The sequence below is a fragment of the uncultured Limosilactobacillus sp. genome (genome assembly GCF_934202705.1).
In the GTDB taxonomy this organism is placed as follows: domain Bacteria; phylum Bacillota; class Bacilli; order Lactobacillales; family Lactobacillaceae; genus Limosilactobacillus.
In genome coordinates this window covers 12596-36888 of record NZ_CAKPYE010000009.1, presented here as the reverse complement: position 1 = coordinate 36888, position 24293 = coordinate 12596, and the positions used below count along the sequence as shown (strand labels likewise).

General features: G+C 42.9%; 21 protein-coding genes. 15 read left to right on the top strand and 6 right to left on the bottom strand.

All coding sequences use genetic code 11. The features are described 5' to 3' along the window. Positions 1 to 7 precede the first annotated feature (7 nt). The 8 genes from Q0C76_RS06705 to Q0C76_RS06670 all read left to right on the top strand — a co-directional run bounded on the left by Q0C76_RS06705 (position 8) and on the right by Q0C76_RS06670 (position 8593). Entirely contained in the window at positions 8 to 943 is a 936-nt protein-coding gene (locus Q0C76_RS06705) for a LacI family DNA-binding transcriptional regulator (RefSeq protein WP_295731281.1), read from the top strand. A 159-nt stretch (positions 944 to 1102) separates the two neighbouring features. After that, on the top strand, positions 1103 to 2449 hold the full coding sequence (locus Q0C76_RS06700) for an SLC45 family MFS transporter (RefSeq protein ID WP_295731279.1): 1347 nt from the start codon (positions 1103 to 1105) through the stop codon (positions 2447 to 2449). A gap of 66 nt (positions 2450 to 2515) precedes the next feature. Then, positions 2516 to 4768, top strand: a complete 2253-nt coding sequence (locus Q0C76_RS06695; protein ID WP_295731277.1) for a glycoside hydrolase family 65 protein — start codon at positions 2516 to 2518, stop codon at positions 4766 to 4768. An 18-nt stretch (positions 4769 to 4786) separates the two neighbouring features. Continuing rightward, on the top strand, positions 4787 to 5446 hold the full coding sequence (gene pgmB, locus Q0C76_RS06690) for a beta-phosphoglucomutase (protein WP_295731275.1): 660 nt from the start codon (positions 4787 to 4789) through the stop codon (positions 5444 to 5446). Between the two features lie 116 nt (positions 5447 to 5562). Then, a complete protein-coding gene (locus Q0C76_RS06685) occupies positions 5563 to 6399 on the top strand; it encodes an exodeoxyribonuclease III (RefSeq protein WP_295731379.1) in 837 nt (278 codons plus the stop codon). 63 nt (positions 6400 to 6462) lie between these two features. Continuing rightward, complete coding sequence (locus Q0C76_RS06680; protein ID WP_295731273.1) at positions 6463 to 6981, top strand: HdeD family acid-resistance protein; 519 nt, start codon at positions 6463 to 6465, stop codon at positions 6979 to 6981. A gap of 137 nt (positions 6982 to 7118) precedes the next feature. Then, positions 7119 to 7685: an alpha/beta fold hydrolase gene (locus Q0C76_RS06675; protein ID WP_295731271.1), complete on the top strand. Its 567-nt coding sequence runs from the start codon at positions 7119 to 7121 to the stop codon at positions 7683 to 7685. 2 nt (positions 7686 to 7687) lie between these two features. Beyond that, positions 7688 to 8593, top strand: a complete 906-nt coding sequence (locus tag Q0C76_RS06670; RefSeq protein ID WP_295731269.1) for a hypothetical protein — start codon at positions 7688 to 7690, stop codon at positions 8591 to 8593. A 51-nt stretch (positions 8594 to 8644) separates the two neighbouring features. Here Q0C76_RS06670 and Q0C76_RS06665 read toward each other — a convergent pair whose 3' ends face one another. Beyond that, a complete protein-coding gene (locus Q0C76_RS06665; protein WP_295731267.1) occupies positions 8645 to 9550 on the bottom strand; it encodes a serine hydrolase in 906 nt (301 codons plus the stop codon). A 200-nt stretch (positions 9551 to 9750) separates the two neighbouring features. Here Q0C76_RS06665 and yjeM point away from each other — a divergent pair, with 200 nt between their 5' ends. Together yjeM and Q0C76_RS06655 are read left to right on the top strand one after the other, a co-directional pair. Then, positions 9751 to 11241, top strand: a complete 1491-nt coding sequence (gene yjeM, locus Q0C76_RS06660) for a glutamate/gamma-aminobutyrate family transporter YjeM (RefSeq protein ID WP_295731265.1) — start codon at positions 9751 to 9753, stop codon at positions 11239 to 11241. A gap of 8 nt (positions 11242 to 11249) precedes the next feature. Continuing rightward, positions 11250 to 11414 (top strand): hypothetical protein, encoded by a 165-nt coding sequence (locus Q0C76_RS06655; protein WP_295731263.1) that lies wholly within the window; start codon positions 11250 to 11252, stop codon positions 11412 to 11414. Here Q0C76_RS06655 and Q0C76_RS06650 read toward each other — a convergent pair. Both Q0C76_RS06650 and Q0C76_RS06645 read right to left on the bottom strand, forming a co-directional pair. Next, complete coding sequence (locus Q0C76_RS06650; RefSeq protein ID WP_295731261.1) at positions 11398 to 12012, bottom strand: hypothetical protein; 615 nt, start codon at positions 12010 to 12012, stop codon at positions 11398 to 11400. The two genes, Q0C76_RS06655 and Q0C76_RS06650, sit on opposite strands and share 17 nt — an antisense overlap. A 74-nt stretch (positions 12013 to 12086) precedes the next feature. Beyond that, entirely contained in the window at positions 12087 to 13562 is a 1476-nt protein-coding gene (locus Q0C76_RS06645) for a sucrose-6-phosphate hydrolase (RefSeq protein WP_295731260.1), read from the bottom strand. Positions 13563 to 13709: 147 nt separating this feature from the next. Here Q0C76_RS06645 and Q0C76_RS06640 point away from each other — a divergent pair, with 147 nt between their 5' ends. The 5 genes from Q0C76_RS06640 to Q0C76_RS06620 all read left to right on the top strand — a co-directional run bounded on the left by Q0C76_RS06640 (position 13710) and on the right by Q0C76_RS06620 (position 20650). Continuing rightward, complete coding sequence (locus Q0C76_RS06640; RefSeq protein WP_295731258.1) at positions 13710 to 14741, top strand: zinc-dependent alcohol dehydrogenase family protein; 1032 nt, start codon at positions 13710 to 13712, stop codon at positions 14739 to 14741. 118 nt (positions 14742 to 14859) lie between these two features. Continuing rightward, entirely contained in the window at positions 14860 to 16806 is a 1947-nt protein-coding gene (locus tag Q0C76_RS06635) for a sucrose-specific PTS transporter subunit IIBC (RefSeq protein WP_295731256.1), read from the top strand. Between the two features lie 106 nt (positions 16807 to 16912). Next, positions 16913 to 18664 (top strand): cell division protein, encoded by a 1752-nt coding sequence (locus Q0C76_RS06630; protein ID WP_295731254.1) that lies wholly within the window; start codon positions 16913 to 16915, stop codon positions 18662 to 18664. A gap of 37 nt (positions 18665 to 18701) precedes the next feature. Beyond that, positions 18702 to 19289 (top strand): peptidylprolyl isomerase, encoded by a 588-nt coding sequence (locus tag Q0C76_RS06625; protein WP_295731252.1) that lies wholly within the window; start codon positions 18702 to 18704, stop codon positions 19287 to 19289. An 11-nt stretch (positions 19290 to 19300) separates the two neighbouring features. After that, complete coding sequence (locus Q0C76_RS06620) at positions 19301 to 20650, top strand: flavocytochrome c (protein WP_295731250.1); 1350 nt, start codon at positions 19301 to 19303, stop codon at positions 20648 to 20650. 75 nt (positions 20651 to 20725) lie between these two features. On the opposite strand, the gene Q0C76_RS06615 is transcribed toward Q0C76_RS06620, so the two are convergent. From Q0C76_RS06615 to Q0C76_RS06605, 3 genes are read right to left on the bottom strand one after another with little or no spacing between them, the layout of a single operon-like run. Beyond that, positions 20726 to 22228, bottom strand: a complete 1503-nt coding sequence (locus Q0C76_RS06615; RefSeq protein ID WP_295731248.1) for a sodium:solute symporter — start codon at positions 22226 to 22228, stop codon at positions 20726 to 20728. 2 nt (positions 22229 to 22230) lie between these two features. Further along, positions 22231 to 23415, bottom strand: a complete 1185-nt coding sequence (locus tag Q0C76_RS06610; RefSeq protein ID WP_295731246.1) for a cation:proton antiporter — start codon at positions 23413 to 23415, stop codon at positions 22231 to 22233. Positions 23416 to 23433: 18 nt separating this feature from the next. Continuing rightward, the gene (locus Q0C76_RS06605; protein WP_295731244.1) at positions 23434 to 24150 is read right to left on the bottom strand and encodes a sugar phosphate isomerase/epimerase; all 717 of its coding nucleotides are present in this window, start codon (positions 24148 to 24150) and stop codon (positions 23434 to 23436) included. Between the last annotated feature and the right edge of the window lie 143 nt (positions 24151 to 24293).

Here is a 24293-nt window from a genome sequence, read left to right as displayed (position 1 = left end):
TAGTCGGTTGGTAACAATTAGAACAATTGCAGCAAAAGCAGGAGTTTCAACATCTACAGCGTCACGAGCGTTAAATGACAATCCGCGCATTAGTCTTCAAACTCGCCAACGGGTGAAACAGATTGCCCGTGAATTAGGCTATCGCCCGAACTTTTCTGCACGGAATTTAAGCCGTGGTGAAGCGAACATCATTGGAGTTGTTTTTCCCATTCCAGATATTCAAACAACCCAGCCAGCTAATCCGTTCCATATTGAAATTATGTGGGGGATTGGTAAAGCAATTCGGCGCCAAAATTATGAAATGATGGTAGCAATGGGAACCAATCAGGAAGACTTAGTTCGGCAAGTGGACGCAATGGCTCAGCAAGCGAAAGTACATAAGTTCGTTTTATTGTATTCGAAGCAGAATGATCCGATCGTTAGTTATCTCCAACGACAGCATTTGACATATGTTATTGTCGGTCATCCCTACAATGCGACAGACCGGTTCGTCGATAATGACAACGTGGCTGTTGGAAAGGCGGCCACGGAACGCTTATGTCACTTGCATCAGTTACAACACCCAGCATTTATTCGCTCAGCAGCTAATCATCCCTTTGAAGCTGATCGGCAGTCGGGTTATGAACAAGCGATGCATGAGCGGGCAGCTCAATCAACGGTGGTAGAACTCCAAGTGCAGGATGATTTGATGGCGTGGCTAGCAGCTCACTCGAAAGTTGATGGCTTGATCTTTGCGGATGATGTGATCTACCTGCGTTATGCACGTCAATTAAAAGAAACTGAATTACCGGTGGCGTGCTTTAATAATAGCCAATGGATCAAAGTGGTTTTTAATGATCAAGCGGTGATTGATCTCCAACCACAAAAACTGGGTGCCGAAGCGGTTAAATTATTATTTAATCCGCGTCAGCAATGTGTTTATGTACCGTATCAATTTAATTAAATTCAGTTCAGCAGCGGTGGTTATGCATCAGTTTTGCTTAACTGAATTTTTTTATTTAAAAAATTGTGCAAACGGTTGCATTAAAGAATAATGTTTGATATATTATTAGGCGTAATTTAAAAGCGCTTTCAAAAAGCGCAAAGTTAAGGAGTGTTTGTTATGAGTCAAGATAATTCAAAAGCTGCTGGTTTGCCGACGCTCTCCAGTAGCATGATTTGGATGATCAACTTTGGCTTTCTGGGTGTCCAAACTGCATTTACCTTGCAAAGCTCACAAATGAGTCGAATCTTCCAAACGATCGGTGCTGATCCAAATAATCTTGGTTGGTTCTTTATTTTGCCACCACTGGCAGGATTAATTGTTCAACCAATCATTGGTTATTATTCTGACCGCACCTGGGCACCAAAACTGGGTGGTCGTCGATTACCATACTTACTGTTAGGAACGTTAGTAGCGGTAATTGTCATGCTCCTGCTACCAAACTCAGGAAGTTTTGGCTTTGGGTATGGCTCACTAGCCGCACTGTGGTTTGGAGCAATTACCGTTGCCTTTTTGGATCTCTCATCGAATGTTGCCATGCAACCATTTAAGATGATGGTTGGTGATATGGTCAATGATGATCAAAAAAGTTACGCCTATGGGGTGCAAAGTTTCTTGTCGAACACCGGGGCAGTATTGGCAGCTATCTTCCCATTCCTATTGACATGGCTTGGTGTGGCCAATAAAGCGCCCAAAGGGGTTGTGCCACCGTCCGTGATTATTTCCTTCTACGTGGGTGCTGCCTTGTTAGTGATTACTAGTCTTTTTACTGTTTTTCGGGTACATGAATATGATCCAGCCACCTATGCTAAGTATCATGGGATTTCTGAAGACGATAACAAGGAAGGCGGTAACTGGTTTACATTACTGAAACATGCGCCTAAGGCCTTCTGGACGGTTACCTTGGTTCAATTTTTCTGTTGGTTTGCTTTCCAATATCTTTGGACGTATTCAGTAGGAGCAATTGCAGACAACGTTTGGCATACCACAGATGCAACACGGATTGAATATCAAGAAGCGGGAAATTGGTATGGGGTGTTAGCAGCAGTTCAGTCAATTGCCGCAGTGGTTTGGTCCTACGTTTTGGCTAAGGTGCCAAATAAATACCATAAATTAGGCTATGCCGGGAGCCTTGTGCTTGGCGCCCTTGGCTTCATTTCGATCTTCTTTATCCATGATCCGTGGACGCTGATCCTTTCGTATACTTTGATTGGAATCGCCTGGGCAGGAATGAACACATATCCATTGACGATCGTTACGAATGCGTTATCTGGTAAGCATATGGGAACATATCTTGGCCTCTTCAATGGCTCCATTTGTTTGCCGCAAATTGTTGCTTCATTACTCAGTTTTGCGATTTTCCCAATGCTGGGTGGTTCACAAGTTCACATGTTTCTCTTAGCTGGGGGCGTGATGGTATTAGCAGCCCTTTCAGTCGGCACGATTCACGAAACTTATGTCCGATAATCAGGTTAAAGATAACGATTTAAAAAATTGAAATCATCGCAGGTTTAATTAAGAAAGGAATTTATCATGAAACGAACATTTGATATTGCACCATGGCACGTTGCGACTAAAGAATGGGATCCCCAAGATAAACGACTTCAAGAATCAATGACGTCGTTAGCCAACGAAAATCTCGGGATGCGGGGCTTCTTTGAAGAAGGCTATACCGGTGACCACATGCAAGGGGTTTACCTTGGTGGGGTGTGGTTCCCTGATAAGACCCGTGTTGGTTGGTGGAAGAACGGTTATCCGAAGTACTTTGGTAAGATGATCAACGCGGTTAACTTCATGAAGTTAATCATCAAAGTCAACGACGAACAACTTGACCTTGCTAAGCAAGCGCCAAAGAACTTTAAGCTTGACCTTGACATGAAGCGTGGTGTTCTTACCCGTGAATTCACCGTTGCAATTGGTGGGACGGACATGAGTTTCCAATTTGAACGGTTTGTTTCCGCAGTCCAAAAAGAATTAGTTGGGCAACGAGTTCAGATTAAAAATCAGGGACAAAATGATGCCAAAGTTGAAGTTACGAGCATGATTGATGCTGATGTTTATAACGAAGATGCTAACTATGATGAACAATTCTGGAACGTCCTCAGTAAGCATGCTAATGGTGAGTATGCTGAATTAACTTCCGAAACGAAGCCAAACGACTTTGGGACGCCACAATTTACCGTTGGTATGCAGACGACCACGAAGACTGATCTAGATCATGTTGGCGACGGTACTGATGCAAAAGATGCCTACAACAACTTTGCTGGAACTGTCGTTGCCGGCCAAACAGTCACTCTTGAAAAACGGACGGTCGTTGTCACTTCACGAGACTTTGACTCACAAGCTGCCATTGAAAAACGTTTAAATGATCTGACTGATCAATTTGACGCACAAAGCTTTGCTGAACTCTTGGATCCTCATGTTCAGGAATGGGCTGACCGTTGGACAAAGTCAGATGTTGAAATTAACGGGGACGAAGGGGCTCAACAAGGGATTCGGTTCAATCTTTTCCAACTCTTCTCCACTTACTATGGTAATGATTACCGTTTGAACATTAGTCCAAAGGGCTTTACTGGTGAAAAGTATGGTGGAGCAACATACTGGGACACCGAAGCTTACTGTATTCCCGTTTACCTAGGAGTTGCTAATCCAGAAGTGGCACGCAACTTACTGATGTACCGTTACAAGCAACTTGATGGTGCGTTTGTGAACGCTCAAGAACAAGGCCTGAAAGGTGCTTTATTCCCAATGGTAACCTTCAACGGAATCGAATGTCATAACGAATGGGAAATTACCTTTGAAGAAATCCACCGAAATGGTGACATTGCCTTCGCAATCTATCTCTATACGAAATACACTGGCGATAAGTCATACGTTTTGAACGAAGGTGCGGAAGTCTTAACTGAAATTTCACGTTTCTGGGCTGATCGGGTCCACTACTCACAACGGCAAAATAAGTACATGCTGCATTGTGTCACTGGACCAGATGAATATGATAACAACGTTAATAACGATTGGTACACCAACTTACTTTGCCAATGGACATTGAAGTACACGTTAGAGGTCTTGGCTGAAGTGGATGATCAGGTAGCTAAGAAGCTGGACGTTACCGAAGATGAAAAGCGTCACTGGAAGGGAATTGTTGATAACATGTACCTACCATATGACAAGCAAAAAGATATCTTCCCAGAAAATGATGGCTTCTTAGATAAGGATTTGAAGCCAGTCTCTGAAATTCCAAGTGATCAATTACCACTGAACCAAAATTGGTCATGGGATAAGATTCTGCGTTCGCCATACGTTAAGCAGGGTGATGTTATCCAGGGACTTTGGGACTTCATTGATGACTTTACCAAGGATGAAAAGAAGCGTAACTTTGACTTCTATGAACAATTTACGGTTCACGAATCAAGTCTCTCTGCTTCTGTCTACTCAATTATCGCAGCTGATATTGGTTATGAAGATAAGGCGGTTGAATTATATGAACGGTCAGCACGGCTTGACTTAGATAACTATAATAACGACACGTCTGATGGGTTGCACATTACTTCAATGACTGGTTCATGGTTAGATATCGTTCAAGGGTTTGCTGGTATGCGGGTTCGTGGAGACCAATTGCACTTTGCACCATTCTTGCCAAAGAAGTGGGATTCATACCAATTCCGTCAAACGTTCCGTGGACGGATCTTAAAGATCAGAGTTGACCCAGATGGTACTAAAATTGAATTAGTGTCAGGTGACCCAATTACAATTGACTTAGCTGGTAAGCAACTTGAACTAAAGTAATTCAGGAGGAATTTAAAGATGAACTTTAATGATCTTAAAGGATTTGCTTTTGATATGGACGGGGTCATTGCTGATACGGCACGCTTTCATGGTCAAGCATGGCACCAATTGGCCGATAAAGTTGGAACTGAATGGACTCCAGAATTAGCTGACGCCCTAAAGGGAGTTAGTCGGATGGATTCCTTGGAACTGATTTTAAAGGCTGGTGGTCATGAAAACGACTATTCGCAAGCTGAAAAGGTAACTTTAGCTACTGAAAAGAATGATAACTACGTTAAGTTAGTGGAAACCTTAACTCCAGCGGACATTTTACCCGGGATGAAGGCATTTTTGGATGAACTTAAGGATGCTGGTTATCATTTAGTATTAGCTTCAGCTTCTAAAAATGCACCGAAAGTTTTAAAGTACCTGCAACTAACCGACTACTTCGAAGGGATTGTGGACCCGGCTAAACTGTCAAAGGGGAAGCCAGACCCAGAAATTTACGTTGAAGCAGCCAAGACAATGAATTTACCAGTAAATGAAGTGGCTGGTGTTGAAGATGCCCAAGCCGGCATTCAGGCCATTAACGGTGCTGGTGAACTTTCCATTGGGATTGGTAGCGGTCTAAATGATGCTGATGTGAAATTTAACCAAACCAGTGAAGTTTCACTGGCGGCCATTAAAGCACAAATGTAGTTTTCAACTAAACAATCACTAAAAAGGAACTGCCGATTTGGCAGCTCCTTTTTAGTTCTGATTAGTGCAATTCAAGCCGGTTCAGCGTAAGATATTAATCAAAGAGGAGGATCATGATGAAATTAATTTCTTGGAATATTGACTCAATTAATGCGGCATTAACTGGAACATCCACTCGGGCAGGAGAAACTCGTGATGTTTTACATCGATTAGCAGCTTTGCAACCTGATGTACTGGCGATTCAGGAAACCAAGCTTTCAAAAAATGGCCCCACAAAAAAGCATCTGACAGTTTTAAATGAGATTTTTCCTGGTTATCAAGTCGTCTGGCGAAGTTCTGTTGAACCCGCCCGGAAAGGTTATGCCGGTACAATGTACCTCTATCGTGAAGACCTCAAGCCGAAAGTTTCTTACCCACGGATTGGTGCACCAGAGCCGATGGATGATGAAGGACGGATCATTACCCTCGAGTTTCCAAATTGCTTTGTAACTGAAGTTTATACCCCTAATTCAGGGACCGGGCTCCGCCGACTAGACGAACGGCAGGTTTGGGATGATCGTTATCGTGACTACTTGCAACAACTAGATCAACAAAAGCCAGTCATTGCCAGTGGTGATTTTAATGTTGCTCATGAACCGATTGATCTTGCCCATCCGGAAAATAATCATCATTCAGCCGGCTTTACCAATGAAGAACGGGAACATTTTACGAAATTACTAGCAGCTGGCTTTACCGACAGTTTTCGTCATCTTCATCCAGAAACGGCGGGCATCTATTCTTGGTGGGCACAACGGGTCATTACGAGTAAACAAAACAACTCTGGGTGGCGGATTGACTACTGGCTTGTCAGTGACCGGCTTGCTGATCAAGTGGTTAGTTCATCAATGATTGATACCGGTGCGCGTCGAGATCATACTCCCATCGAATTAGAGTTAGATTTGGTCGTTGATTAAAGCACATTGTATTAGTGACATGAGACACGGTGCTATAATTAATAATGGAGAGGAGGGAATAAAATGGAAGCACGAAAGCAATTTGATTGGGCGGCCTTTATTTTAGGTATTTTGTTCATTATTTTAGGATGCCTTTCGCTATATCATCTTGATACCACGTTAAAGTTTGTCACTATTATGGTTGGTATTTTTGCCATTTTAAAGGGGATTTATGAACTATGGCTTCGGCAAACGGTTAGTCACTTACTAAACCATCGGTCAGTCTGGTTGATTCTTATGGCCATTTTAGATATTATTTTGGGATTAATTTTCTTATTTTTCCATGGTGTTGGCATTTTAACGGTGGCGTATGTTTTTGCAATTTGGTTTATTGTTGATTGTATTGGTCAACTTCAAGTTGCAAACTTCTATCGTCAGTTTGGCAAAGGTTACTACTGGCTATTGGTAGTACTAAACGTTTTAGGCATTATTTTAGGTGTGATGCTCTTATTTAACCCATTATTGTCTGCAGTGGTCTTAGTTTGGCTGATTGCGACATTCTTAATTTTAGTGGGTGTCATCTTAATGGTGGCCGCATTTTAAAAGATTCATCAATTTCAAAAGACATCCAGCGAGAGGATCTTGGCTGGATGTCTTTTGAATATGGGATAATATAGCTACTGAAAGATCAGAATGAGCATGATAAAATGGTTAATATCATATGTGAAGGAAGAATGATTATGGGAACAGTAGTTGTCCTACCAGCGTTCAGTTGCAAACTGGAGAGGTGGCAGCAAGTCAAAATCGGTCATCGCCAGTTAAAGGTGTTGGACTATCAACAGTTTCAACTACAGCCGTATACATTTAATGGTTTAGTGCATGCTGTTGTTAAATACCTCCGCACGGTTCCCCAGCCAGTCATTTTAATTGGGGAAGATTTTGGTGCAATAGTTGCTTTGCGGGCGTCAGTCGATTTATTGGGACGCTTGGATCGGTTACTGTTAGTGCGTCCGCATCTGCAAGCCACAAATAGTTTACTTAATCCAGGATTATTTCAGAAATCACCATTGGATCAAGCACAGGTTCGGACATTGAAACAGTCGCTTCAGAATGTGGACTTAACCAATCAGTTAATGCATGTCCAAGGGTTAACGTACTTATTTACTGGTGAACAGGATCGAAAAAATCGCCGAATTGCGCAGGAATTGAAAAATCGGTTAATTGATGGTCATCTGGAGGTCGTCCCTAAGATGGGTAAAATACTCAATGCGGATGGCATCAGAGCGCTCAGCGAAAACTTACGGTAATAATGATGCTAAGTAATCGAGAACTGAACGATCAAGAACGTTTGATGGTTGCTAAGTTAGAATATCAAATCCTACAAGATGGTGAATTAGTCCGGATTGTTAACCGGCCATTTTGGGTCGTCCAACAGCATATTCTAATGGCGGATGGCTTTCAAATGCTGATCATTCAAAACCGTCGGCAAAGGGAATATACGTTGCTATTTAAGGGCTCTTCTGGCATTATCAAGGGAACTCCAGAGACTTGGAATCATGAGTGGTTAGGGACGAACCTGCCAATTGGTAGATCATTATTTATTCAACGTGACCTGATTCCTAGTCAGTTGCAAACAGCTGCCAAGGTTCTTAACCAGGTCCTGAAGCGGTGGCCACAGGCAAAGTTTTACTTATATGGTCATTCTTTAGGATCAATCAATATCCAGTATGCACTAGCCAGTTGTTCTAAAATTGGTCGAGTCAAACGTGCCGATATTTATGAGGGACCAAATATCTACTGGTTATTAAGTCGGCGGCAGCAACAACATGTTCGCAAGTTTAAGCATAAGGTTAATAACTATATCGACGTTTATGATCCCGTAGCTGCAGGATATGTGGATGGCCGTTACCTAGTAGGGCGACTTCGCTATGTAAAGAGTAAACTATTGCCACCGATTAGCCAGCATATGTGGGGAGGCTATCAATTTTCATCAAATGGTCGCCTGCGTTTGCAACCGCTTGACGATCGTTTTCGTTTTCGCGCGGTAGTTAATCGCCGCCTAATGGTAAAAAGAGCACCGTTCACCACACCAGGGGAAGACTGGTGGCCATTAATTGGAAAGCAGAGCCGCTGGTTGACGGGGTCAAGAACACCGTTTGCTCATGAGAATGACTTCACAGTTCGAAAAATCATTGAACAATGGCGCCTTAAATAACTAAATCGACCTGTAACGCATCATTAGCGTGTTATCAGGTCGATTTTTCATTTATTTATCCATAATCTGTTTAGTTGAACGGGCGAGTTTTTCAATCAGCTCTTCACCGGAGTTCATTGATGAATTGTCGTCGGTGTAAACCGCGATAGTGTAATCATTTTGGTGTTGACCACTAATGTAGCCAATACTATTCACGATCCACTTATCAGAACCATCCTGGTCCAGCCAGCCGTTTTTTAAGGCATAGTCGTTGCTGCCAGCTGAAATTCCCCAACGTTGATCACTTTCGACGTTGTTCATTAGAGAGCGAATATATTTTTGCTCAGTTTTAGTCAGCTTATTTGAGCTGAAGAAAATATTATTTAAAAGTTTGATCTGGTCGCTGGGGGTTGTAGTGGTCATTCCCCAAGCATCTTTTGCGTGGGTGTTAGTCATTTGAAATTGATTAAAGGTATCTTGCAGGCCATCGCTTCCCCCAAGATAGTTGTTAATTAAAGCGGTGGTGGAGTCATTATCAGAGCTTTCAATCATGGCTTTGGCGTATTCACGGCCTTGGTCGTCTAAATCACCGTCGTTTTTGAGTAAAGTTCCTGCCAAGACAGCAACTTTGACGGTGCTGGCGGTGTGATATTGATGTCCTGGGGTCGTATTGTAAGTATAAGTTTCACCAGTTTTGGTCGAGTAAACAGCAATTGCTACATTGGCACTTTCACCTTTGAGATCGGTCTTCCATTGGTGACGTAACTGACTGCTTAGGCTCGTGGAGTGAAAAAGGTTAGGAACGAGATTCACTGGATTAGCATTTCTTTCTTGAAAGAGCGGATTATGACTTTGAAACATCAAGCCAACGTTTAGAAAGATTGCTAGTCCAATAAATATTAGACTGACCGTGATGGTCTTTTGATGAACGGCTTTTTGTTGCCGACGACGAAACTCGCGTCGTGATGGCTTGGGCAAAGTTTTCTCCTCCTTTCAATAAAATGCATGACATAAAAAGATTATCACAATTATCAGCTGATTTGAATGAAATTAGTATGAACATTTCATTACATCCGTTGTGAGACTTGATTACTTAAGTTGAAATTTTGAAATAATATTCGCAAAATTCTAAAAAAGTTGTATAATTATTAATATTCTTCAAAGAAAGAAGTTTGAATATGGAAAAGAAAACCACACAGATTGGTCTTAGTGCTTTAGTTTTGATGATTTTTTCATCAATTTTTGGGTTTAGTAACTCGTTAACTGCTTTTTATCAGATGGGGTATGCCAGTATTATCTGGTATATCGTAACCGCGGTCCTTTTTTTCCTGCCATCTGCGTTAATGTTCGCAGAATATGGGGCCTCATTTAAGGCAGCTAAAGGGGGGATCTTTTCTTGGCTGCGGGGTTCGGTGAGCGAAAAGACAGCTTTTATCGGAACGTTTATTTGGCTTGCGGCCTGGGTAGTTTGGTTGGTTTCGTCAACTCAATACTTTTTGGTATCTGTTTCGACGATGATTTCCGGAACTGATAAGACCCAAAGTTGGCGCCTTTTTGGTTTGCCGGCGAATGAAACCCTAGGAATTCTCGAAATCATTTTTATGGTGGTCGTGACCTGGATTGCTTCACGCGGAATTAATAAGATTGCAAAAATCGCCTCAGTATGTGGGGTCGCAACTTTAGGAATTTCCGTGATCTTTATTTTAGCCAGTCTGCTCCTTTGGGTGATGAATCATGGACAATTAGCTGAGCCAGTGACTGCGCTGAGTTTAGTGAAGTCACCTAATCATGCCTTTGTGACGCCGATTGCCGTAATTTCGTTTATTGTCTATGCGTTATTTGCATATGGTGGTCTGGAAACGATGGCTGGGGTCATCGATTCTGTGAAGAAGCCAGAAAAGACGTTCCCCCGAGCGTTGATTATTGCAATGATCATTATGACATTGATCTACATTTTGACAATTTTCCTTTGTGGAGTCAGTGCTAATTGGCAACAAGTACTAGGCAAGAGTCACGTCAACCTAGCCAATGTTGAATATGTTTTGATCAATAATATGGGATTGACGGTTGGCGCTAAATTTGGTTTGAGTCATGCCGGAGCTGCAACTCTTGGTCGAATTTTTTCTCAAATTACGGCTTTAAGTGATGTTTTAGGTGGTCTTGGAGCAGCGTTTGTCATGGTTTACTCGCCAATTAAGTCTTTCATTGAAGGTTGTGATCCCCGCCTTTTGCCAAAGCGGTTAACGAAGATGAATGATGTCAACATGCCCGCGTTTGCAATGTGGTGTCAGGCAATCCTAGTTAGCGCGATCATTCTCTTTATTTCATTTGGGGGCAATGCGGCGACGCAATTCTACACTATTTTAACGGACATGATGAATGTTTCGTCATCTGCTCCATACTTGTTCTTAGTTGGGGCCTTTCCATTCTTCAAGATGAAGCAAGATTTAGACCGGCCCTTTGTTTTTTATCAGAGTATGACCTGGACGTGGATTGTTTCAATCGTGGTTTGGTTAGTGGTCGCAATCGGAATTCTCTTTACTTGTGTTGAACCTATTCTGGAGGGGCAATACTCAACTGCTTTTTGGACCGCATTTGGGCCAGTCTTCTTTGGGATTATTGCTTGGGCGTTTTATACCCATGCTGAACATAAAAAAGTACTTAATTAGGGATAATTATGCATTTTGATAAGTTAAAAAGGACGTGTCGAGATAATTTGCAGGTGTTGTTAAAAATGTTTGCTCAGGAGAGTAACTTTGTGAATGGTGAACGACGTCAACAAATTCATCAGGCTGCACAAGAGCAATTAAAGCAGGAAAAGCAAGCTAAGAAAGGTTCCTGAGCTCATCAGGAGTTTGGGTTCGTGGGTTACGATCCCACATTGGTTCTTCTAAATATTGATCAGCAACGTCCCAGTAAAAGTTCAGTAATTGTTGACCGCTTTCGGATAAGAAAACTTGTTTGGTGGCGTGTTTGATCACGAGCAATTGATGTGACCAGAGAAATTCGAGACTCATCTCTAAAGATGGCTTGGTCACCGGAACGTGGTGTTCCCAAAATTGGTCATCATGGAATTGAATGGTTGAATCATGAAATTGAGCTAATTTTTCAATGAGGGAAAGGGCCACAAAATGCTGATAGGTTAATAAAGTTCCCCGTTGACGATGACGCAAAATTTGCTGCAGATTATGAATTAATGCGTGATCCTGCGGATAGGCACGGAGGTTAAATGAGTATAGATCGGGGTTGTTTTCATCTCGATCGTGAAACGCAAACCGGAATTGAAAAAGTAAATTTTCAAAAAGAATGTCGACATATAAGCTTTCGCTTGATTTAGATTGGTGAAAACAGATTATCTGATACTCATCATTTGGCAAGGCTTGATTAATTATCCGCTGGATGGCGGCTTGCCAATTAGCTTGGTCAACACTGGCCTGCATTGCTAATCCCTCCCTAAAACTTTAGCTTTATTTTAAATAATCCTCGTTCGTAAGTCACGCGAACGAGGATTTTATTAGATATTTTTAAGTTGGTACAGGCTTCCAGTCGCATTTACCGGTTGATCAAAAGCGATTTTATGATGTGATTGATCAGCAAAGTAGCGTAAGGTGAGTACTTTTGCGCCATCATTGACAAAAATTTCCGCAAGTGAGTGATCTAAAAAGATGCGCAGTTTGAGGGCATGGTGTTGCGGTAATGAAATTGAGCGGGTAGTACCATATTTTTCTGCCACTCCTTGACCAACTGCTGACCGGTCAACGGTTAGAGTACCGGCTGACGTATCAAACTTAACTTTTAAGCTCGTTTGGAGATCATCGCTAGCAGCTAGGTGTAATGTGCCTGATTGATTGTCATCAATGGTGAGTTGCAATTCACATTGTTGACCACCTTGACCAGCAATAACGGTAGTATGACCAGAAAAGACTTTTGTGCCCTTGAAATCGCGGAGGTCGGTCATTGCCGCGACCGGCTGTTGATAAAGGTGTCCATCATGAAGATGAAGTTCCTTAACTTGACTAAGACAGTTGGCCCAGCCTTGATCATCAGTTGGATAATGGATGTCGGGCAGACCGACCCAACTAATAGCGTATGCTCGACCGTCAGGAGCATTAAATGCTTGGGTGGCATAAACGTCAAATCCATCGTCTAAGTTGACCGGAACTTGTGAGCTACCGTTCAGGCGGGCATTTTCAAAATCAAATTCTTGTCCCGTGATGTACATATTTGGATAAATGTTTTGATAACGAGTCACACTTTGGTTTAGTCCTTGAGGACAAAAAATGATCACAGGTTGACCATCAACGGTAATCAGGTTTGGACATTCAATCATATAGCCCATTTGATATGGGGTAAAGTCGACAAAACCCGCATCATGCCAGCCGGATGTGAGGTCGTCACTAGTCCAGAGTGCAAGGTGGCCAGTTTCGGTTTTGGCATCTTGTGCCCCCAGGAGAGCATAGTATTTGCCGTCGTGCGCTAGTAGTTGAGGGTCACGGAAGTGTTCGCTAATGTAGTCAGGATTACGAAACAGTGGCTTGACAAGTTTAGTGACTTGATTGTTTTGATCCATCCAGGCACCCAGTTGGTAGGGAGTGCGTTGCCAATCTTGATCTCGATGATTGCCCGTATACATTAAGAAAAGCCGGTCACCAATTTGTTTAGCTGATCCAGAATAGGCACCGTGGCTGTCGTATTCATTATCAGGAGTTAGCGCGAGGCCACGGGGGTGCCAATGGACCAGATCAGTAGATTGCATGTGCATCCAAGATTTTAAACCATGTGCGGCGCCGAAAGGAAAGGATTGATAAAAGACGTGCCAAGCATGGTTAAAATATGAGAAACCGTTCGGATCATTTAATAAACCGGAACTTGGCCGAATATGGTAGCGAAGCTGCTCTGCTGAATTGTCGGCAGCTGCTTGAAGGTGCAATAGTTCAAGAGCTGAATGCTTTTGATAGGGGAGGTAACGTTGTTCCCGTGTCCATTCCATAATAAAAACTCCTTTTTGTAAGCGCTCTAAGATGGTTCCATTTTAAAATGGTGGTTCATTACTGTCAAACGTCTGACAAAAAGAAATTGATCATTTTTTCACAAAAGGATTACAATGAAGAAAATTGGTTAAAGGAGACGGTCGTGAATGAAGATTCCAGAAATGATGCATGCTTGGGCGGTAACAACGCCGGGACCAATTGACCAGGACCCATGTCCTTTGCAATTGGTAGAAAAGCCAGTGCCAGTTCCACAAGCGGGGGAAGTGCTGGTCAAGATTTTGGCATGTGGGGTTTGTCATACGGACTTACATGTAACTGAGGGCGACCTGCCGGTTCACCATGAACATGTTACCCCAGGTCATGAAATTATTGGTCGCGTCGTTCAACAAGGACCAAATACGCGACGCTTTGCATTAGGCGAAAAAATTGGCATTCCTTGGTTTAGAAAGGCATGTGGGGTTTGTCGCTTTTGTCGGTCTGGCCGGGAAAACCTTTGTCCGCATTCGGTGTATACCGGTTGGGATTATGATGGTGGATATGCGGAATACGTAACTGTTCCCGAAGGGTTTGCCTACCGCATTCCAGAAGATGCTGATCCGGTATCTTCGGCACCGTTACTTTGTGCTGGGATTATTGGTTATCGTTCATACTTACGTGCTAACGTTCCAGCCGGTGGAACGCTTGGCCTGTATGGATTCGGTGGTTCGGCACATTTGACAGCACAACTAGCAATTAAACAGGGAATTGAGGTTCACGTCTTTACTCGAGGAAGGGATGCACAAGAGTTCGCGCGTCAATTAGGCTGTGCATCAGCTCAAGGCGCCTATGATGATTCACCAGTACCACTAGATTCTTCAATTATGTTTTCCCCAGCTGGAGCGATGGTGCCGAATGCATTGGCTAATTTAGTACCAGGCGGGACCTTAGCGTTAGCTGGTATTCATCTGAGCGATGTTCCAGAACTAAATTACCAGCGCCACTTATTCCACGAAAAGAATTTAACGAGTGTTGAGAGTAATACGCGCCGTGATGGCGAAGAATTTTTGCGACTAGCCCATCGGTTAGCAATTCAACCCACGGTGACTGAATATCCATTTAAAAAAGCTGATGAAGCTCTGCGTCGGGTTGCAAAAGGCAATTTAGATGGTGCTTGTGTCTTAAAAATTAATAGTGATTAAAAACGGCAAAAATAAAATGATAAACGCTTGACATTAGATTGAAATCTAGTATTATCAAATGTGTAAAAAGCGCTTACAATTAAGTGCTGATATTTAAATGAGATAGGGAGTAATGCTCATGGATCACAAACAAGTTGCCACCGACGTGATCAACGCGGTCGGTAAAGACAATTTAGTGGCTGCTGCACACTGTGCGACGCGGTTACGGTTAGTTTTAAAAGACGAAGCCAAAGTTGACCAAAAGGCGTTGGATAACAATGGTGACGTCAAGGGAACGTTTAAAACCAATGGTCAATACCAAATCATTATTGGCCCGGGTGATGTTAATAATGTTTATGATGAGTTAATTAAACAGACCGGCTTAAAGGAAGTTTCAACCGATGATCTAAAGCAGATTGCTGCTAAGAATCAAAAGTTTAATCCAGTAATGGCTTTTATTAAGCTCTTATCTGATATTTTCGTACCAATTATTCCAGCTTTAGTTGCCGGTGGTCTTTTAATGGCTTTGGATAATGTCCTAACGGCGAAGGGCTTATTTGGACCACAATCGGTAATTCAAATGTGGCCAGCTCTTAAAGGCATTGAGGGCATGGTGAACGTCATGTCAGCGGCCCCATATGTGTTCTTACCGATTCTCGTTGGCATTTCTGGTGCCAAACGCTTTGGTGCTAACCAATTCTTGGGTGCGTTCGTCGGTATGATGATGACTGCTCCGGCCTTGGCAGACGGAGGCTCTTGGAACATTTTCGGATTAACAGTTCACATTCAATCCTACACTAGTCAAGTTATTCCGGCCTTAGCAGCAGTTTGGATGCTATCGATTTTTGAAAAATGGCTCCATAAACGATTGCCAGCTGCCGTTGACTTTACCTTTACTCCGTTAATTTCCGTATTGCTGACTGGCTTTCTAACCTTTATTGTGGTTGGCCCGGTAATGAAGGACTTATCTGATTTATTAACAAACGGAATTGTCTGGCTGTATGACACATTAGGATTTGTTGGTACGGGGATTTTTGGTGCTCTCTATTCACCAATTGTCTTGACTGGTTTGCACCAAAGTTTTCCAGCAATCGAAACTCAATTAGTAACGGCCTTCAAAGCTGGCAAGGGTGCAGGAGACTTTATTTTCATCGTTGCTTCAATGGCGAACGTTGCTCAAGGGGCGGCGACGACTGCAGTTTATTTCTTAACCCGGAACGAAAAGATGAAGGCGCTCTCCAGTTCTTCAGCAATTTCTGCGCTGTTAGGGATTACTGAACCAGCAATTTTTGGGGTTAACCTGAAATTACGGTTCCCGTTCTTCTGTGCTTTAGTGGGTTCCTGTGTTGCCTCGACGATCGCTGGCTTAATGCACGTTGTGGCTGCTTCGATGGGTTCAGCTGGATTTATTGGCTTCTTATCAGTTTATGCGAAGTCCATTCCTGGTTACTTATTATGTGAAGTAATTTCATTCGTGATTGCTTTCTTGGTAACCTTCTTTTATGGAAAGGCTCACGACGAGGTTGTGAACCCTGAAACTGCTGGTGCGGATGCTGCTGATGGTGCTGCACAAGCTATCGAAGCCACCGCTTCAGTGCAAAATGCATCAGCACCAGCTGATGAAGCTGCCAAGAGTGAAGTAATTGCTAGTCCAGTTTCTGGAACTGCGGAAGATATTACTTCTGTCAATGATGATGTCTTTTCTCAGAAGATGATGGGTGATGGAGCTGCTGTAGTACCTAGTGATGGGACAATTTATGCGCCGGTTGATGGAACGATTACTGTTGCATACGCTACTAAACATGCCTATGGTCTAACTTCTAGTGATGGTGCTGAAGTATTGATTCACGTTGGATTAGACACAGTTAACCTTAAGGGTGAGCATTTTGAAAGCTTTGTTGAACAGGGACAAAAGGTGAAAAAGGGTGATAAGCTCGGTACCATTGACCTGGAAGCTGTCCAACAAGCTGGTTATGACACCACGGTGATGGTGGTTGTTACAAATACAAATAATTACACGCAAGTGAAGGCGGTGGCTGATGGTGCGGTTCAACATGGTGATGAACTTATTGATGTGGTTGGCTAACGTTAGATGATAGGAAAAAAAGCTAAAGTCCGAATGGGCTTTAGCTTTTTTGGATTATAATGAATCCGATAGAATACTAAATGTAGAATATGGAGACAATAGTAAGTTGAAAATAAATAAACAGTCTTGGCAACGGTGGTGGTTGAAGATTAAGCCTTATTTGCTGATTTTAACAGCAGCAGTGGTCATCATTTCACCGCAATTAATTGCGCATTCAACGATCCTTGGGTCGGATTCAATTTTTCACTTTAACCGATTTTATGAAACTGCCAAGCAGATTGCCAACCATAATTTTAGCTTTTTTCAGACTAACTATGGGTTTCAACAGAGTGGCCGAATTATCAATGCAATCTATGGCCCGGTGTTTGCCTATGTCAATGGATTATTGCTTGGCCTAGTGGGTACCTGGTATCGTTACGAAGTTCTAACCTCGCTCATGATTTACTGGATTGCCGGGGTGGGGATATATCAATTGGCGCTCCGCATAAAGTTCAATAAATATTTGGGTATTTTACTGGCCGTGATCTATATGAATATTGGTTGGGTACCGCGCTGGCAAACAGCCCAAAATATGAATGCTTGGGGTGCTGCATTGGCGCCGTTTCTTTGCATTTGTGCAGTGCGCATGATCCAGGATCACCGAACACCAGTCAGTAGTTGGCAATTAATGACAATGATGGTTACGATTATTCAAATCCATATGTTGAGTTCACTCTTTTTTGTGATCACGTTGATACCATTCTTTTTGTATGGACTAAAAACAGCGGTTAACCGTCGCGCAATGTGGGGTGCAACTTTAAAAGCGGTGGTGGGAACGATTGTTTTGACCGCGAATGTTTGGGGAGCTTTACTTGCGGTGCAGTTGACTAATGAGATTGCTAAGCCAGCACCTTTTAAATTAACTAAGAGTGTCCTGATTCCGTCTTTTACCCATGGAACCCGTGACGATATTTTAGTCGGATTATTAATACTTTGTCTTGCTCAAATCATTTATGTTATGTTACACGTGACCGAATCACCAATTAATGTAATGGTCACCAGTGTTGGAAGCTTCTTTCTAATAATGAGCAGCCCTTTAATCCCTTGGCGGATGATTGAGCGAATGATGCCTGATTTAGAGCGTTTATTACAATTTCCTGACCGTTTAACAGTGGTTGCGTATCCATTATTATTGGCGGGAATAGCGTTAACAATTGAGCAGTGCGGATTATCACAACGAACCCGTTGGCAAAAATTCGGCGTGACTGCATTAGTATGCGTTGCTGCTTGGGCCCAAGTAGCAAATATGAGTGAAATTTATGAAGTCAGCAAAAGCTACCATACTGACAGCGTCCTGGTGCATCAGGGCGGAGTCGCTAAACATAGTCCGTATGATACGATGATTCGCTCAGCCGTTCACACCTTACATCCAGGACAATTACTCCTGCTTGTTGAAAAGCGGAGCCCAGACTACTTACCGATTACCAAAAAGAATCTTGGCAAAAGTTATGTCCGTTCTTATGTGTATGAACAACAGATCATTAAACATGCGAATGAGTTTAAGAAGACGGTTTTACCTCGCGGACGGCTCCAATTATCTTGGCATTCGAATCGGAACGGTCAAATTCGGTTACCACTAATCACATATCAGCAGTCACGATTGGTATTAAATGGGCAGATTATTCACCATTATCAACGATCAACGATTGGTGCACCATTGGTTCAACAGCGTCGTGGCGAAAACAAAGTGGTCCTGCAATTTATTCAACCAGGTTGGTTGAAATTGTTGATAGGTCTTTCGTTAATTGGAATGACTGCCTTGCTCCTCTTTGGTATCGTGCAACTAGTGAGGTCCTGTTTAAGTGAAATTAAATCATGATATAATCGAAACAGTTTTTATACAGGAGGATAAATCAATGAGTCACTTTCCACAATTAAATTTAGCTGAACAAACTGGTCCCCAGGCCACTATTCATACAAATCATGGTGATATTCAAATCCAATTATTTGACCAATTAGCACCGAAAACGGTCAAAAATTTTGTTGAATTAGCTAATCAAGGTTATTACGACGGGGTAACCTTCCATCGGGTCATTCCTGACTTTATGATTCAAGGAGGGGACCCCACCGGCACTGGTGCTGGTGGAGAAAGTATCTATGGTCACGCGTTTGAAGATGAATTTAGTGACGAGCTGTTTAATTTGAATGGCGCCCTTTCAATGGCCAATGCTGGTCCTAATACAAACGGGAGTCAATTTTTTATTGTGACTAATGAGAACCTGACAACTAACTTAGATTCACAAATGCAAGCGGCTGGTTATCCTCAGGAGATTATCGAAGCCTATGTTAAGCATGGCGGAACGCCATGGTTAGACCACCATCATACAGTTTTTGGTCAAGTTTTGAAGGGAATGAAGGTGGCTAAACATATTAGTCATGTTGATCGTGATTTGAGCGATCGCCCTAAAACTGATGTGGTAATCGAATCAATCGAGATTAATTAAGGAAGGCGAACATGACAACAGTGGATTATGATTTAATTGTGATCGGTGCTGGTGGTGCGGGGCTGACAGCGGCAGTTCAAGCACATGAGTTGGGGTTGACAGTGGCTGTCCTGGAAAAGAACGCCAAAGTTGGCGGGAACACTAGTCGTGCGTCGTCAGGAATGAATGCGGCCGAAACCTCAGTTCAGGCGCGACACCATATTGCGGATCGCATGCAGGATTTTTACGACGAAACCTATCAAGGTGGTGGAAAGCTAAATGATCCCGCCATGTTACGTCAATTTGTGACGCACGCGCCATTGGCGGTTGAATGGTTAGTTCAGCATGGGTTGCCATTAGATGATCTGACCATTACTGGTGGCATGACGGTGCGGCGGACACACCGGCCGGCATCAACAGCCCCGGTTGGTGCATATCTGGTAAAGGGACTACAAAGGCTCGCCAATGATGCTGGAATTCACATTATTACCAACGCAAAGGTGCGTCGCTTATTGATGTCGGCGGGACGGGTGAGCGGTGTTCAGTACACTGCTGATGATAATCATGATCATCAATTAAGCTCATCAGCGGTTGTCTTAACCACCGGTGGCTTTGGAGCATCTCAAAAATTGATACAGCGGTATCGGCCAGATTTAGCTAACTACCGGACAACGAATCAACCAGGAGCGACTGGCGATGGATTAGTCTTAGCACGTCAGGTGGGTGCCCAATTGATGCAGTTGGACTTGGTTCAAGTTCACCCGACGGTTCAGCAAGATCAAGAACATGCTTTTCTAATTGGAGAAGCCGTGCGTGGCGAAGGAGCGATCCTCGTTAATGCGCAAGGACAACGGTTTGTCGATGAACTTGCTACTCGTCGAGTAGTATCAAATGCGATTACTGCATTGCCCGATCACCATGCTTACTTGATTTTTGACCAACAGGTTCGTCAGCGAGTCCAGGCAATTGACTTTTACGATCAAATTGGTCTCGTGAAGGTCGGGAAAACATTAGATGATTTAGCAGGCCAGCTACAGCTGACCGATTTACAAACCACGATTAATGAGTGGAATCAGGCCGTTAACCAGCACTCAGATCAACAATTTGGTCGGCACACGGGCATGGGAACGCCATTGATGCAGGCACCATTCTATGCGATTCATGTTGCACCCGCCATTCATTACACAATGGGCGGAATCCATGTTGACCCGATGACTCGCGTTCTCAATGCGAACGGTCAGGTGATTGATGGATTATATGCAGCTGGTGAAGTTACTGGCGGTTTACACGGCAATAACCGAATTGGTGGTAATTCCATTGCGGAAACAGTTGTTTTTGGTCGACAAGCAGCCATGACCATTCAACGAGATTTAAATAAATAGCAAAAGCGTTTAGCAAAGTCTGTGATGATGACCGTTGCTAAACGCTTTTTGATATGAGGTGAAAGAAAAGTTTAATTAGTGACGAGTGTATTCTTGGTCAACCGTTTTGGCAGTTAAACCAATGATGTTCTTCTTTTGTGGGGTAAATAAACCGACCAACCAGGCAATCAACATGGATGACAGGAAGGAAACACATGAAACCATAAATGGTGACATCCCCTTTGATTGGACATAGTAGGTTAAGGCAGCACTGACGATTAACCCCGTCACAGCACCAACTGTATTGGCCCGTTGAGTGAAGATCCCGGCGGCAAAAATACCGGCAATTGGGACCCCAAACAAACCGGTGAAAGCTAAGAAGAGGTTCCAGGTTTGTGATTGGTTACCAACTAGGAGGTAAATAGCCATTAACAGGCCGAGAATTCCGGCGATTAAAATTACAAACCGCGCTAACTGAACATCACTGACCTTCTTAAACTTCTGATCGAAGAACCGTTGTTTAAAGTCAGTAATTGCACAAGCGGAAATGGCGTTCAGACTCGACGCAATGGTTGATTGAGCAGCAGCAAAGATGCCGGCGATAATCAGACCGGCAAGACCAGCAGGAACTTCTTTGATTACAAAGTATGGAACCACCGCGCTAGTATTGAAGCCCTTTGGCAAACTTGCTGAGTGGAGGTAGAAACTGTACAGAATGGTTCCCATCCCGTAGAAGATAGGAATGGTGATGAAGGCCAAAAGCCCGTTAGTCCAAAGTGACTTGGCAGTTTCCTTCATGGTGGCAGTTGTTTGGTAACGTTGCACAACATCTTGACTTCCTGTGTATTGGTAAAGGGAGTTAAAGACGGAACCTGCAAAGATTAACGGAATGAATAATTTCAGATTGTGCGGATTCCAGTTGGCTTTGGAATAAAGCTTGTGATGAACAGCGACGTCATGAGCAATGGTCCCAAAGCCACCTTTGATGTAGTAAGCACCAATAAAGATGATTAAAAGAGCACCACCAAGCAGTAAGAAGCCTTGGATCACATCTGTCCAGATGACCCCTTCAATTCCGCCTAAGAAGGCATAAATAATACAGAGACCGCCAACGAACAGTGCAATTAAAATTGGGTTAATAGCAGAAACAGAGGTAATCGCGAGAATTGGGAGGTAAATAACAATTGCGATTCTTCCTAAATGATAGAGCATGAAGAGGAGACTACCAAGCACCCGCATGACTGGACTAAACCGGTCTTCTAAGTATTCATAAGCAGTTGTTACTTGGAGCTTGCGGAAGAATGGTACATAGTATTTAATTAAAATTGGAATGATCAAAATGATTGTCAGGTTACCGACTGAGTATGACCAGTCAGTTAAAAATGCTTGTTCCGGAGTGGACATAAAAGTAATTGCGCTTAATGTGGTGGCATAAATACTAAAGCCGGTGGCCCAGGCTGGAACAGCACTATTTGCTTTAAAGAATGCATCGGTATCCTTGCTAGCCCGCTTGGTAAAGTAGGCACCAATCAGGAGCATTGCGAGGAGGTAGACGAGGAGGACGATCCAATTAAACGTCCCGAAACCAGTTTTTTGCATAGTTAATCTAATCGCCTTTCATAATTTTGACTATTCAGGTTACGTTGAATAAAAACTTTTAAGAGTAATGGGGCAAGTAAGGTTGTGATGACGGTGACTAAGATTAGCGCCGTGAAATAACTCTTGTTGATTAAGCCGGCCGAAAGTGCGACTTTGATCACTACGAGGGCCATTTCACCGCGGGAGACCATTCCAGCACCGACAATATTGGCTTCTTGCCACTTTAAGTGGAATAGTTTGGCGCCAATACCACAGCCGATTTGTTTACCAAGAACGGCAATGGTAATGAGACTGATAATGAAGAAAAAGTCGTTACCAAGACCGCGGAAAGTGACTTCCAGCCCAATGCTAATGAAAAAGACTGGAGTAAAGATTGCATACCCAATGGGTTCAATCTTTGATTCAAGTGCTTCTTCATACTTGGTTTGCGAAATTGCGAGGCCGGCACAGTAAGCTCCCAAAACATCGCTCATGCCGCATCTGACAGCAATCCACGCAAAGCCGAAGCAGATGATTAAAGCCGCGGTTGGGAGACTTTCGCTAATGCCCATTTTGTCGAAAATCTGTAAGAAGCGGGGGACAATATAACGGCTAATTACCAATACGATAATGAAAAAGAGCACCTGTGGAATGACCATTGAAATGACTTTGCCACTGAGCGAAGATGCTGAATGCTGACCGATTAATTGAACACTAATCCCCAATAGAATGATACAGATAATATCATCGGCGACAGCAGCGCCTAGGATGATTTGGCTTTCCCGGGTATTGGAATACCCCATCTCACGCAGAACTTGAACAGTGATGCTAACCGAAGTCGCACTGAGGACAAGTCCCATAAAAGCAGCTGTTTGGACATCAAAGTTGAATAAATCATGACAAAGAACATAAGCAGTTCCCGTTGGCACAATGACCCCTAAAACGGCAACTGTTAATGAAGGCGCCCAATAATGGAGTAATTGCTTTAAATCACCTTCTAAACCAGCAATGAACATTAGTAAGATGACCCCAATATTTGAGAAATACTGAATAAAGGTACTGGGTGCCATTAAGTGGAACACTGCTGGTCCAATTAAGATTCCGGCAATTAGTTCACCCATGACTGGGGGTAATCCAATTCTTGAAGAAAACTCTGAACAAACCTTACCGACCAAAAGAATTAACACAATTTGTAATAGATAATTCATGGTTTGATCCTTTAGGAACTAGAGTAATGCATTCACTTGAGCGATTTCTTGATCTAATAACTTCGCGGTTGGAATGTTATACTCCAAGAAAACTGGGACACCGTTAGGCACTTTAGCAGTAAGTGTTTGCCAATCAGTATCACCATCGTTAAGCATCGTGGTGTCACGATGATGAATATTTTTCAAGTGGAAAATTGTGACTTTCGATTGTAATTGATCCATTGCTACTTGGGGATCCTGATCAATCCAATACCAGTTTCCAGAATCAAACGTGTAGCCGAAGTGACCGTCTAAGGTGTCTAAGAAATTAAAGACTTTTGATACTTCGCCATGAGCATTGGGTTCATTTTCGACAGAAATGGTCACGTTATTCGTTGGAATTTGCATGAGCAACAGTTTGACATTTTCAGTTAATGCACCATAGTCCCCCAAACTAATCTTGAGATGCCGAATATTATATTTCTTCGCCATGGTTAGGTAGTCGTCAATGTGAGAATTGATTGTGCCATCATTAAAGAGGGCCTCAGGAATGGAATAGTACAATCCCCAACCGTTTTGCCGTGCTAATTCACTAATTTTATCTAGTTCAGCATCTCGACTATCTTTCTGGAAAAATTCGCCACGAACTTCAACATTATCAATTGGCTTGCCCACTAATTGCTGGAGAACATCATATTGTGAGTGTCCTGCATTCATTTGATCCAAGAACACCGCGGTATTAATTGATACCTTCATGAAATACACCTCTTTGAAAAAAGCAGGGATAAAAAAACACACAAAGAAAGCAGCCATGATGATCATGGTGCTTAATTTGTGCGGTTGAATTTTAAGATTAAACTATTACGATTTTGACTATATCACAAATTTTTTAGAATGTA

Coding starts and splice junctions, on each gene's coding strand:
- Q0C76_RS06695 (WP_295731277.1), top strand. CDS start 2,516: ATGAAACGAACATTTGATATTGCACCATGGCACGTTGCGACTAAAGAA.
- pgmB (WP_295731275.1), top strand. CDS start 4,787: ATGAACTTTAATGATCTTAAAGGATTTGCTTTTGATATGGACGGGGTC.
- Q0C76_RS06675 (WP_295731271.1), top strand. CDS start 7,119: ATGGGAACAGTAGTTGTCCTACCAGCGTTCAGTTGCAAACTGGAGAGG.
- Q0C76_RS06610 (WP_295731246.1), bottom strand. CDS start 23,415: ATGAATTATCTATTACAAATTGTGTTAATTCTTTTGGTCGGTAAGGTT.
- Q0C76_RS06635 (WP_295731256.1), top strand. CDS start 14,860: ATGGATCACAAACAAGTTGCCACCGACGTGATCAACGCGGTCGGTAAA.
- Q0C76_RS06645 (WP_295731260.1), bottom strand. CDS start 13,562: ATGGAATGGACACGGGAACAACGTTACCTCCCCTATCAAAAGCATTCA.
- Q0C76_RS06655 (WP_295731263.1), top strand. CDS start 11,250: ATGCATTTTGATAAGTTAAAAAGGACGTGTCGAGATAATTTGCAGGTG.
- Q0C76_RS06670 (WP_295731269.1), top strand. CDS start 7,688: ATGATGCTAAGTAATCGAGAACTGAACGATCAAGAACGTTTGATGGTT.
- Q0C76_RS06640 (WP_295731258.1), top strand. CDS start 13,710: ATGAAGATTCCAGAAATGATGCATGCTTGGGCGGTAACAACGCCGGGA.
- Q0C76_RS06615 (WP_295731248.1), bottom strand. CDS start 22,228: ATGCAAAAAACTGGTTTCGGGACGTTTAATTGGATCGTCCTCCTCGTC.
- Q0C76_RS06685 (WP_295731379.1), top strand. CDS start 5,563: ATGAAATTAATTTCTTGGAATATTGACTCAATTAATGCGGCATTAACT.
- Q0C76_RS06605 (WP_295731244.1), bottom strand. CDS start 24,150: ATGAAGGTATCAATTAATACCGCGGTGTTCTTGGATCAAATGAATGCA.
- yjeM (WP_295731265.1), top strand. CDS start 9,751: ATGGAAAAGAAAACCACACAGATTGGTCTTAGTGCTTTAGTTTTGATG.
- Q0C76_RS06620 (WP_295731250.1), top strand. CDS start 19,301: ATGACAACAGTGGATTATGATTTAATTGTGATCGGTGCTGGTGGTGCG.
- Q0C76_RS06700 (WP_295731279.1), top strand. CDS start 1,103: ATGAGTCAAGATAATTCAAAAGCTGCTGGTTTGCCGACGCTCTCCAGT.
- Q0C76_RS06625 (WP_295731252.1), top strand. CDS start 18,702: ATGAGTCACTTTCCACAATTAAATTTAGCTGAACAAACTGGTCCCCAG.
- Q0C76_RS06650 (WP_295731261.1), bottom strand. CDS start 12,012: ATGCAGGCCAGTGTTGACCAAGCTAATTGGCAAGCCGCCATCCAGCGG.
- Q0C76_RS06680 (WP_295731273.1), top strand. CDS start 6,463: ATGGAAGCACGAAAGCAATTTGATTGGGCGGCCTTTATTTTAGGTATT.